9 protein-coding genes and 1 pseudogene are annotated in these 10226 nt (G+C 71.9%); 2 read left to right on the top strand and 8 right to left on the bottom strand.

Features of this window, described 5'->3' with window-relative positions:
* The 6 genes and pseudogenes from IEY93_RS38145 to IEY93_RS15155 all read right to left on the bottom strand — a co-directional run.
* A pseudogene (locus tag IEY93_RS38145) lies at positions 1–437 on the bottom strand (DEAD/DEAH box helicase); the annotation flags it as partial.
* A 228-nt stretch (positions 438–665) separates the two neighbouring features.
* Positions 666–1346 (bottom strand): hypothetical protein, encoded by a 681-nt coding sequence (locus tag IEY93_RS15175; RefSeq protein ID WP_189163696.1) that lies wholly within the window; start codon positions 1344–1346, stop codon positions 666–668.
* Positions 1347–1482: 136 nt separating this feature from the next.
* The gene (locus IEY93_RS15170) at positions 1483–2739 is read right to left on the bottom strand and encodes an SGNH/GDSL hydrolase family protein (protein WP_203968506.1); all 1257 of its coding nucleotides are present in this window, start codon (positions 2737–2739) and stop codon (positions 1483–1485) included.
* A gap of 153 nt (positions 2740–2892) precedes the next feature.
* Positions 2893–3642, bottom strand: a complete 750-nt coding sequence (locus IEY93_RS15165) for a zinc metalloprotease (RefSeq protein ID WP_229691147.1) — start codon at positions 3640–3642, stop codon at positions 2893–2895.
* A 557-nt stretch (positions 3643–4199) separates the two neighbouring features.
* Entirely contained in the window at positions 4200–4448 is a 249-nt protein-coding gene (locus IEY93_RS15160; RefSeq protein ID WP_189163693.1) for a DUF3039 domain-containing protein, read from the bottom strand.
* A 121-nt stretch (positions 4449–4569) separates the two neighbouring features.
* Entirely contained in the window at positions 4570–6141 is a 1572-nt protein-coding gene (locus tag IEY93_RS15155) for a DHA2 family efflux MFS transporter permease subunit (protein WP_189163692.1), read from the bottom strand.
* 138 nt (positions 6142–6279) lie between these two features.
* Here IEY93_RS15155 and IEY93_RS15150 point away from each other — a divergent pair, with 138 nt between their 5' ends.
* Positions 6280–6942, top strand: coding sequence for a TetR/AcrR family transcriptional regulator (locus IEY93_RS15150; protein ID WP_189163691.1), 663 nt, complete (start codon positions 6280–6282; stop codon positions 6940–6942).
* Here the strand turns inward: IEY93_RS15150 and IEY93_RS15145 are convergent.
* Positions 6885–7463, bottom strand: coding sequence for a YqgE/AlgH family protein (locus tag IEY93_RS15145; RefSeq protein WP_189163690.1), 579 nt, complete (start codon positions 7461–7463; stop codon positions 6885–6887). The two genes, IEY93_RS15150 and IEY93_RS15145, sit on opposite strands and share 58 nt — an antisense overlap.
* 177 nt (positions 7464–7640) lie before the next feature.
* Between IEY93_RS15145 and IEY93_RS15140 the strand changes: the two genes are divergently transcribed.
* Positions 7641–8390 (top strand): hypothetical protein, encoded by a 750-nt coding sequence (locus IEY93_RS15140; protein WP_189163689.1) that lies wholly within the window; start codon positions 7641–7643, stop codon positions 8388–8390.
* Between the two features lie 66 nt (positions 8391–8456).
* On the opposite strand, the gene IEY93_RS15135 is transcribed toward IEY93_RS15140, so the two are convergent.
* Entirely contained in the window at positions 8457–9866 is a 1410-nt protein-coding gene (locus IEY93_RS15135) for an NAD-dependent malic enzyme (RefSeq protein ID WP_189163688.1), read from the bottom strand.
* Between the last annotated feature and the right edge of the window lie 360 nt (positions 9867–10226).

The following is a 10226-nucleotide window of genomic DNA, read 5'->3' as shown; positions in this document are numbered from 1 at the left end:
GACTTGGCGTCACCGGCGTGGTGGATCTCATCGAAGATCACCAGAGTCCTGCGGGCCTCGGTGCGGGCGCGGTGCAGCGCGGGGTGCATCGACACCTGGGCGTAGGTCAGCGCGACGCCGGTGTAGTCGCGCGAGGTGACGCCCTGGCTGTTCTTGAACTCGGGGTCGACCGCGATGCCGACCCGGCCCGCGGCGTCGGCCCACTGGCGCTTGAGGTGCTCGGTGGGACAGACGATGGTGACCGCCCGCACGATGCCCCGGCTGAGCAGCTCACTGGCGATGCGCAGCGCGTAGGTCGTCTTGCCGGCGCCGGGCGTCGCGACGGTCAGGAAGTCGCGCGGCTCGCGCCGGAAGTAGAGGTCGAAGGCCTCCTGCTGCCAGGCGCGTAGCTTGGGGGCGGTGCCCCATGCGGCGCGGTCGGGATAGGAAGGTGACAGATGGGACGCGGCAAAGGAGCTCACGCCGCCCTCCTTGCCAGACGGTCTCCGCGGACCCCGGCTCGGCCCGCGCCCCCAAAGTCGATCTCGTCGCGCTCGTTTGGCTCCCTCACAGTGAAGCCACGATAGCGGGGACACCGCCGGCGCGCGCCCTCCCCCGCGCATGCCCGCCGTCCCGCGGCACCCGCCGCGGCGGCACCCGCTCCCTTCCTCGCAGGTCACCGGGCATCAGCGAACGCCTGCCAGAACGGCGTCCATCTCGGCCCGGCGCTCGGGCGTGTCCGGCTGGGCGAGGCCCAGCATGACCACGCTCTCGCCGTCTTTGGTGAGCAAGGTCACCCGGAGATAGGACGGCTGGTTCACCACGTCGCTGTAGGTCGCGCGCAGCGCCCGGGAGTGGCCGGTCCACCCGTTCGCCTCGACCGCCCGGTCGTCCACCACCCCCACGGTGTCGCCGTGCAGCAGCAGCCGCCCGTACACGTCGGCCAACTGGAGCGCGGCGGCGCGCGGCCCGCCCGTGGGCACGCCGTCACCGGGCCGGGCCATCACGACCGCCGACTCGCCCAGGGTCACCGCCGAGGTGAACCCCGTGACCGGCGGGACCGTTCCGAGCCGCCACCCCGGCGGCGCCGTGTAGCTCACCCCGGCGATGCCGTCCTGGACCACGACCGGGACCGCGGGCTGGTTCAGCCGGCCCGCCACGAAGGCGACCACTCCCGCCACCAGCGCCGCCCCCACGGCCACGGCGGCGGCGAACAGCGCCGTCCGCCGGACCCAGAAGGGCACCCTGACCCCCGAAGGCGTCGCGGGGGCGCCGTACAGCCGCGCCGACGGCGGCAGCCCTTCCTCCTCCGGCGGTGGCCACACGGGGTCACCGTACGGCCGCCGCCCGGTGCGGTGCTCGTCCACGCCACCTCCTCCGTGCACCGAGTATCCGCACCGGTACGCCCCCCGCGTCAACGGAAAACCGATGAATGGTCGCCAAGTCGGCCACCGAAGGCGAAAGCGCGGTCACTTTCGGCACCCGGCGGGCGCGGAGCCGGGGTCAGCCGAAGGCGAAGCCCCAGGGGAGCGGGGCGTCGCGGAACAGGTCGAGGGGGACGGCGTCGGCCAGGGCCCGGTAGCCGGCCGGGGTGAGGTGCAGGTGGTCACCGACGTCATAGGCGGGCATGAGCCGCCGTGGGTCGGCCGGGTCGCGGGCGGCCTCGTCGAAGTCGATGACGGCGTCGAACCGGCCGCTGGTACGGATCCACCGGTTGACCGCCTGCCGGGCCGCCTCGCGGTGCCCTCCCGGGTCGTCGTAGGACTCGTTGCCGCCGATCGGGGTCAGCGTCGCGCCGTAGATCCGGATGCCCTGGGCGTGGGCGCGCAGGATCATCTGGTCGTAGGCGGCGATCAGGTCGCCCGCGACCTTCCGCTGCGCGGCCTCGCTCGCCGCGGCGGTGCCGATGTCGTTGACGCCCTCGAAGACGACCTGCCACCTCACGCCGCTCTGCGCGAAGACGTCGCGGTCGAGCCGGGACAGGGCGTTCGGGCCGAGACCGTCGTCGAGCACCCGGTTGCCGCCCGCGGCCTGGTTCACGATCGCCACCTCGCCGCCGCCGGGCCGGGCGTGCAGGCGGTCGGCGAGCCGGTCCGGCCAGCGGTCGTTGCCGTTGACAGTGGAGCCCCGGCCGTCGGTGAGCGAGTCGCCCACGATCACCGCCGCCGCGGTGGTGTGCCCGGCCCACACCTCCAGCCCGCTGAGGAGATACCAGTGGTCGGTGCGCGCCGCCCCCGGCAGGTCCGCGTCGTCCACGTGGTCGCCGCGCACCAGGTACGAGGTGGTCCGGGAACCGGGGTGGGAGGTGACGGCGTCGCCCGCCTGCCCTTCGGCCAGGTGCACCGTCACCGTGACGTTGGACCGTGGGCCGAGCTCGAAGTCCAGCGGGTCGGAAACGGCCAGCGCCCCGGCCGGGATGACGACGCCGGGCCTGCCGTGGAAGGTCACCGGCCGGGAGGTGGCGGGCCTGATGCCGCCGACGCCGGCCCGCCCGCCGACCGGCAGCGCGACCGCGATCCGGGTGATGGGCAGCGCCGTGCCACCGAAGGCGTTGGAGAAGCGCAGCCGCGTCTGCCGCCCGCCGATGCTGGTGCGGACGGTCTGCCGCAGGGTGCTGTCGGCGAACACCAGGCCGTCCTCGGCGAACGGGGCCGGTGGCATGTTGTCCGGCTCGGTGAGCTGCGGCATCGCCCCCCAGGTGCTGACCCAGTGCCCGTCCATCGCGGGCGTCACGGCGGCTCTGTGGGCAAATGTGGACATGGCGATATTGTCCGGTGCGCCCATCGGGTCGAAGACCGTTCCGGCACGGCAGGTGCGGATGATCGGCCACGCGGCTCCGCCCGGCGGCGCCGTACGCCGACCGGCCGTCCCGTGAAAGGCCCACCCTGGGTCACACGACCCGGCGGGGACGGTTCAGGCGGGCGAGCTGCGGTAGGCGGCCAGCATGTCGCGCATGCGGGCGGCCTGGCCCGCGGTGAACTCCGACATGCAGCTGTCGTGGGCGTAGTCCATGAAATTGTGCACCGGGTCGTCGCCGGGCTCGGTACAGGTGTCCTTGCGGTCCGGGCACCCTTGGGTCGGGGTCTCCTCGGGCGGGGTGTCGTCCACCGAGTCGCCCGGCGCGGCGCAGCCGTTCTCGAAGGTGTGCAGCAGGCCGAGCCAGTGACCGATCTCGTGTACCGCCGTGTACCCCTTGCCGAAGTCGCGCAGCGCGCCGCCCGGCAGGCTGCGCCAGTCGACCACCACCCCGTCCATGGCCGGATGGGTCTGGTACCAGTGCGGGTAGGTCGCGTAGCCGAGCACGAGCTCGCCGAACTGCGCGACGTAGAGGTTCAGCGTCTCGGGACCGCCCTTGCGCAGCCGCTGCTTCATCTCGCCCTCGTTGGCGAGCGGCTGGTGGAACCACACCCGGTTCTCGGTGCGGGTCACCCCCTTCAGCACGAACCGCACCCCGGTGTCCACCCCGCCCAGACGCCCCCCGTAGGCGGCGTTCAGCGTCTCCACCTGGGTGGTCACCGCGGCGGCGGGCGCCCCCGCCTGGCCATCGGTGATCACGTGCACCCACAGCGGCACGGTCACGGTGCTCGCGCGCGCACCGGGGGGCAGCGCCTGCAGCCGCCGGCGCATCTCGGCGAGCATGCGGGCGGCCTCCTGGCCGTTCATCGCCCGCGGCTCGGGGCCCCGGCCCGCCATCCGCGGCGGCCCGGCCGTCTCACCACTGCTCCCGTGCGGCTCAGGTCCTCGGCTCGCCGACCACGACGGGCCGGCGGCCTGGCCGCACCCGCGCGCGGCCTTCGCGCGCACGGGGCCGGGCAGGCCCACGATCGCGAAAAGGCACGCCAAAGACACGGCCACCGTGCGCCGCACCATGCACTCCCCCGTTTGCTCAGGTCAGAGTGCTGACGCTAGCCCTCGCGGCCCCGATCGGCCGGTAACAACACTCGGTCAGCGGATAACGCTCCGCATTCCGCTGTGCTTCTTGGCCTCACTCCGCTCGGCGGGCTCGTGGCGCCCTTGAGGCGGCGCCCCTCGTCGTCGTTCACGAGCGCTCGTCCCTCGCACTCGCTCACTCCTCCTCAGGACACCGCCGCGCCACGAGCAGCGCTTCTTGGCCTCGCTCCGCCCGGCGGGCTCGTGGCGCCTTCGGGGCGGCGCCCTTCGTCGCGCCACGAGCTGTGCGGCTTGACCTCGTTACGCCCGGCGTGGCCGTGGCGCGGCGGTCACTCGGCCGGCTCGCCCTTCGGCAGGCCCTCGTATATCTCTTTGCACTCGGGGCACACCGGGTACTTCTTCGGGTCGCGGCTGGGCACCCAGATCTTGCCGCACAGGGCCCTGATCGGGGTGCCGGTCACCATGCTCTCGGTGATCTTGTTCTTGTCGGCGTAGTGCGAGAAGCGCTCGTGGTCACCCTCGTCACCGTGCGAGAGGTTCGGCCGGACTTCGCTCTCGGGAAGGATCTTCGTGCTCACGACATCCGAGTCTACGTGCGCCAAGGGCCCCTCGGACGGGCGAACCCCGCGTCCGGCCCGGGCCCGGTGATCGAAGCCCGGGCGGGAACGCGGGGCGTCCGCCGTGGCGGACGGGGACGGCTCACGCCAGGTGGATCGCGGCGTCCTGCGTCTTGCGGCCGGCCTTGACGAACAGGGCGAGGATCGCGGCCAGCACGGCGACCGCGACGCTCACGGTGAAGCCGAAGTGCATGCCGTCCAGGAACGAGGAGTGGGCGGCCTGGGTCAGCGCGTCGGCGACGGCCTGCGGACTGCCCGGCGGCACCGGGGCGACGCCGAGCGCGACGGCGTTCTTCATCGCCTCCACCTGCGCCGGCGTGGCCGGGATGTGCACGGCGGCCAGGTGGCCGGGCAGCACGTCGGCCACCTTGGCGGTGATCAGCGCGCCCAGCACGGCGGTGCCCAGCGAGCCGCCCACCTGCATGGCCGACTGCTGCATGCCGCCCGCGACGCCGCTGTGCTCCTCGGGGGAGTTGCCGACGATGACCTCGGTCGCGCCGACCATGACCGGGGACAGACCGAACGCGAGCAGCACGAACGGGATCGCGGTGTCGGCGTAGCCGGCCGTGAGTCCAAGGCGGGAGAGCAGGAACATCGAGACCGCGGTGATCGCCATGCCGGCCGCGATCGGGATCTTGGGCCCGAACCTGCTCAGCGCCGCGCCGGCCAGCGGTGAGGCGACGATCATGCCGGCGCTCATGGGCAGCATCCGCAGGCCCGACTCCAGCGGCGACAGCCCGTGGACGCCCTGGAAGTAGAACGTGAGGAAGAACATCGCGCCGAACATGGAGAAGGCCATCAGCACCATCAGGACGGTGCCGATCGCGACCGACGCGTTGCGGAACAGGCTGAGCGGCAGCAGCGGCTCGGCCGCGCGGGTCTGCCAGAAGACGAAGGCCGCGGCCAGCACGATGGCCCCCGCGAAGAACGCGATCGTCCTGGCGTCGCCCCAGCCGTACTCGGGGGCCTTGATGATCGCCCAGACCAGGCAGAACATCGCACCCGACAGCAGCACCACGCCCGGCGCGTCCACCTTGGACAGCGACTCGGACCTGCTCTCCTTGACGACCCACAGGCCGACCAGCAGCGCCACCACGCCGACCGGGACGTTGATGAAGAAGACCGACTGCCAGCTCACGTTCTCCACCAGCAGGCCGCCGACGATCGGGCCCGCGGCGCTGGACACGCCGATCGCGGCGCCCCAGATGCCGATCGCCATGTTCAGCCGCTCGGCGGGGAAGGCGGCGCGCAGCAGCGCGAGCGCGGCGGGCTGGAGCAGCGCGCCGAACAGGCCCTGCAGCACCCGCAGAGCGATCAGCACGCCGATGGAGGAGGTCAGGCCGATGGCGAGCGAGGTGACGGCGAAACCGGCGATGCCCACCAGGAAGACCCGCTTGTGCCCGAACAGGTCACCCAGCTTGCCCGCGGTGATCAGGAAGACGGCCAGGGCGAGCAGGTAGCCACTGGTGATCCACTGCAGGTCGGAGAGCGAGGCCCCGAGATCCCGGCCGATGACCGGGTTGGCGATGGCCACGACCGTTCCGTCGAGCATCACCATGATCACGCCGAGCGCGACCGCGAGCAGTGTGAGCCACGGATGCCCGTGGCCGCGTCGGGCCGGCGCGTCCGCCGGCGCGGCCAGCGCTTGAGCCATGGAAGAACTCCCCCGTTTCGAAAGATGAGTCGACTTCCCGTAATTTATGGCAGAGCGTGACATCTGACAAACGGTTTTATACGACAGATCATGACTTATGGCATAATGTGAAGCGAAGGTGACAAGGAGGTAACGGACATGGGTCTGCGCGAACGCAAGAAGCACCAGACCCGGCAGGCCCTCATCGACGCCGGCACACGGCTGTTCCTGGACCAGGGGTACGAGGCCACCACGGTCGACCAGATCGCCGCCGCCGTCGAGATCTCACCGCGCACGTTCTTCCGCTACTTCGGCAGCAAGGAAGACCTCGCCCTCGACTTCACCGTCGACTACGCCGAGCGCGTCACCGGCGCCCTGGCCGCGCGGCCGCCGGACGAGCCGCCGTTCACCGCCCTCGCGCACGCCTTCCGCGCCTATGTCCACTCGATGGAGGCCGACACCGCCGAGTCCGCCGAACGCTTCGTGCGGCACCGCCGGGTCATCGAGGCCAACCCCGGCCTGCTGTGCACCAGCATCGCCCGGATGATCGAGATCGAGAAGCGGCTCACCGCCGAGATCGCCCGGCGCCAGGGCACCGACCCGGGCACCGACCCGCGCCCTCGCCTGCTCGTCGCGTTCGTCACGTCCGCGGTCCGCGTGGGCATGGAATGCTCCGTCGACGGCGAGGCCTACCTCGACGACCTGGTCACGAGCGTGGAGAACGCGCTATGCCTCGCCGAGGCGGCGCTGCGCCCCGGCTGGGATCAGTTCAGCTTGGGATCGTCCGGGCAGGTCGCCACGAACGCCAGCTCGCCGGGCTGACGCCGCAGCACCGACCGCCAGAGGTTCGCCGGCCGCGAGTCGAAGGTGTCGCCCGGCTCGGCCTCCACGACGTACCAGGAGCCCTCGCGGATCTCGTTCTCGAGCTGACCCGCCGTCCAACCGGCGTACCCGGCGAAGATGCGCATCTGCGTGATCTCGCCGGCCAGGATCTCGGGGGGCGCGTCGAGGTCCACCGTGCCGAGCTTCGACACCGCCGAACCGGCCGCGTGGAGCCGCCGCCAGCCGAGCGGCTCCTGACCGCTCGGCACCGACGCCAGAGCGAGCGCGCTGTCGGTCTGCACCGGCCCTCCCTCGAAGAGCACCGGAGGACCCGACACCAGGGAGTCCCACGAAGGGAGCACCTGGGTCACGCTGATCTCACTCGGACGGTTCAGCATGACGCCCAGCGTGCCACCGTCTTCGTCGTGCTCCAGGATCAGCACGACACCGCGCCGGAAGTTCGGGTCGTCAAGCAGTGGCGTCGCCACGAGCAGCCCGCCGACGTAGATCGCCTCCGCCATGCATCCATCATGACGTGTCAGGTGGCGAATGTGCGCCCGCCCCTGCCCTCATGTGGCTGTCACCTCGCCATATGTTACTCCATGCTGCCGATCGGGCACTGTCGGTATGTAGGATCGAGGCCTGGAGGATCACATCGGTTCGGCGACTCCGCGCCATGCGGGAAAGGAAGGGCCCAGATGAACCGCCTCATGCTGCTGGCTCTCCTCACGGCGGGGGCGGCCGCCGGGGTCCCCGCCGCCGGGGCCTCGTACGCCGCCGGCCTCACGGGCCGCGACGCGAGCGACCCGGCGGGCGGGCGCATCGAGGTGCGCGTCTCGCGGGTCGAGTGCCCGTCCGGCCGAGCCGACGTCATCATGACCGCCCCGCGCGGTCGCGACGTCACCGAATACTCCGTCCACCGGGGCGGCACACTGATCCGCAACGGCGTGCTGTGGCCCGGCGTGCAGCGCGCCGTCCCCGTCTATCTCGAACCCGGCCGCAGCGAGCGCGTCGCCGTCGCCATCCACGGCCAGGGCACCACCACCTACCGCATCTACTCCGGCTGCGAGACCGGCGCCGGGCGGTCGGAGCCGTCCGGGGAGTCCGGGCCGCGCGAGTACGGCGTCTACCGCGAGAGCGTCTACACCGAGAGCGACGGTTCGAGCGACGACGAGAGCCGCGGGGAGAGCCACGCGGAGCGGCGCGACAACCCGCTGCGCGCCCACCGGTACAACCCGCTGCTGCACCGGCATGGCGTCGACCGGCTCCCCTACACCGGCCCGTCCGCCGACCTGTACGGCAAGATGGCGACCGCCGTCGCGCTCGTCCTGTTCGGCGGCATGCTGTGGGGGGTCGCGGTGATCTGGCCGCGCCGCGTCCCCGCCGGGCCGCTGATGCGCCCCCGCCCCATCTATGGCCCGCGCCGTCACCCCACCCCGCTCGGCTGACGTCCTCGTTCCCCGCTCTCCCGGCCCGTCATGGCCAGGAGTGCGGGACGAGAACGACCGCGCCGGTCAGGCCTCGGTGAAGCCGCGCGCCCGGCCGCCCGCCGAGTCGCGCACCGCCGCCGCGACCGCGGTCGCGACATCGGGGTGGAACACGCTCGGGACGATGTAGTTCGGGCCGAGCTCCTCGACGGCGACCACGTTGGCCAGGGCGTTGGCCGCCGCCAGCAGCATGGACTCGGTGACCGTGCGCGACTGCGCGTCCAGCAGGCCGCGGAAGACACCCGGGAACGCCAGCACGTTGTTGATCTGGTTCGGGTAGTCCGACCGGCCGGTGGCCACCACCGCCGCGTGCTCCCGGGCGTCGTCCGGCGAGACCTCCGGCTCGGGGTTCGCCAGGGCGAACACCACGGCCTTGTCGGCCATCGTCGCGATGTCGTCACCGGTCAGGATGCCGGGCGCCGACACGCCGATGAACACGTCCGCGCCCTTGACCGCGCCGCGCAGGTCACCGCTGTACCCGTCGGCGTTGGTGTTCTCCGCGATCCACATCAGCGAGGCGTCCAGGTCGGACCGGCCCTTGTGCACCGCGCCCAGGTAGTCGCACACCACGACGTTGCGCGCCCCGGCCGCGAGCAGCAGGCGCAGCACCGCCGTGCCCGCCGCCCCCGCGCCGGCCATCGTGATCTTGACCTCGGGCAGCGACTTGCCCACGACCCGCAGCGCGTTGGTGAGCGCGGCCAGCACGCAGATGGCCGTGCCGTGCTGGTCATCATGGAACACCGGGATGTCCAGCAGCTCGCGCAGCCGGCGCTCGATCTCGAAGCAACGCGGCGCCGAGATGTCCTCCAGGTTGATGCCGCCGAAGCCCGGGGCGATCGCCTGCACCACCTCGACGATCTTGTCGACGTCCTGGGTGTCCAGGCAGATCGGCCAGGCGTCGATGCCGGCGAACCGCTTGAACAGCGCCGCCTTGCCCTCCATCACCGGCAGCGCCGCGGCCGGCCCGATGTTCCCGAGCCCGAGCACCGCCGAACCGTCGGTCACCACCGCGACCGTGTTCCGCTTGATGGTCAGGCGGCGGGCGTCCTCCGGGTTGCGGGCGATGGCCAGCGACACCCGGGCCACCCCCGGCGTGTACGCCATCGACAGCTCGTCACGGTTGCGCAGCGGCACCTTCGACTGCATCTCGATCTTGCCGCCGAGGTGCATGAGGAACGTACGGTCGCTGACCTTGTGGATGACGACGCCCTCCACGGCGTCGAGGCTGTCCACGATGGTCTGCGCGTGGTCGGTGTCCCTGGCGGCACAGGTGACGTCGATGCGCAGCTTCTCGTGACCGGCGTTGGTCACGTCGAGCGCGGTCACCACGCCCCCGGCGTTCTCCACCGCGTGGGTGAGCAGGCTGACGGCCTTGCCCCCCGCGGGCACCTCAAGACGGACGGTTATCGAGTACGACACGCTCGGCACGGTGGCCACGTCTATCCGCTCCTTTGCGGGTGTGGTGGTCGCGCTCGCACGGGTGCTCGCTGTGGCGCATCCGGCTCGCCTGCTCCCCCTTGGGAGTATCCATCGTGCCAGACACCAGGGCCTTATCCCGACGTGCTGCGTCTAATGGCCTCGCTCCGCTCGGCGGCTCGTGGCGCCTTTGAGGCGGCGCTCCTCGTCGTCGTACGGGCTCGTTCCTCACCCTCCCTCCTCCTCCGAGCACCGCCGCGCCACGAGCAGTGCTAATGGCCTCGCTCCGCTCGGCGTGCTCGTGGCGCCCTTCGTCGTTGTTCGCGAGCGCTCGTCTCGCGCTCGCTCGCTTCTTCTCAGGGCGCCGTTCTGCAAGACCGG

Origin of the sequence: Sphaerisporangium melleum (assembly GCF_014646695.1) — a bacterium.
GTDB lineage: Bacteria > Actinomycetota > Actinomycetes > Streptosporangiales > Streptosporangiaceae > Sphaerisporangium > Sphaerisporangium melleum.
Note: the sequence above shows the minus strand (reverse complement) of the source record. Positions and strands in the feature narration are given on the sequence as shown.

Excerpts from the sequence above, each read along its gene's own strand:
- IEY93_RS15165 (WP_229691147.1), bottom strand. The coding sequence starts at position 3,642 with ATGAACGGCCAGGAGGCCGCCCGCATGCTCGCCGAGATGCGCCGGCGG.
- IEY93_RS15170 (WP_203968506.1), bottom strand. The coding sequence starts at position 2,739 with ATGTCCACATTTGCCCACAGAGCCGCCGTGACGCCCGCGATGGACGGG.
- IEY93_RS15145 (WP_189163690.1), bottom strand. The coding sequence starts at position 7,463 with ATGGCGGAGGCGATCTACGTCGGCGGGCTGCTCGTGGCGACGCCACTG.
- IEY93_RS15140 (WP_189163689.1), top strand. The coding sequence starts at position 7,641 with ATGAACCGCCTCATGCTGCTGGCTCTCCTCACGGCGGGGGCGGCCGCC.
- IEY93_RS15150 (WP_189163691.1), top strand. The coding sequence starts at position 6,280 with ATGGGTCTGCGCGAACGCAAGAAGCACCAGACCCGGCAGGCCCTCATC.
- IEY93_RS15155 (WP_189163692.1), bottom strand. The coding sequence starts at position 6,141 with ATGGCTCAAGCGCTGGCCGCGCCGGCGGACGCGCCGGCCCGACGCGGC.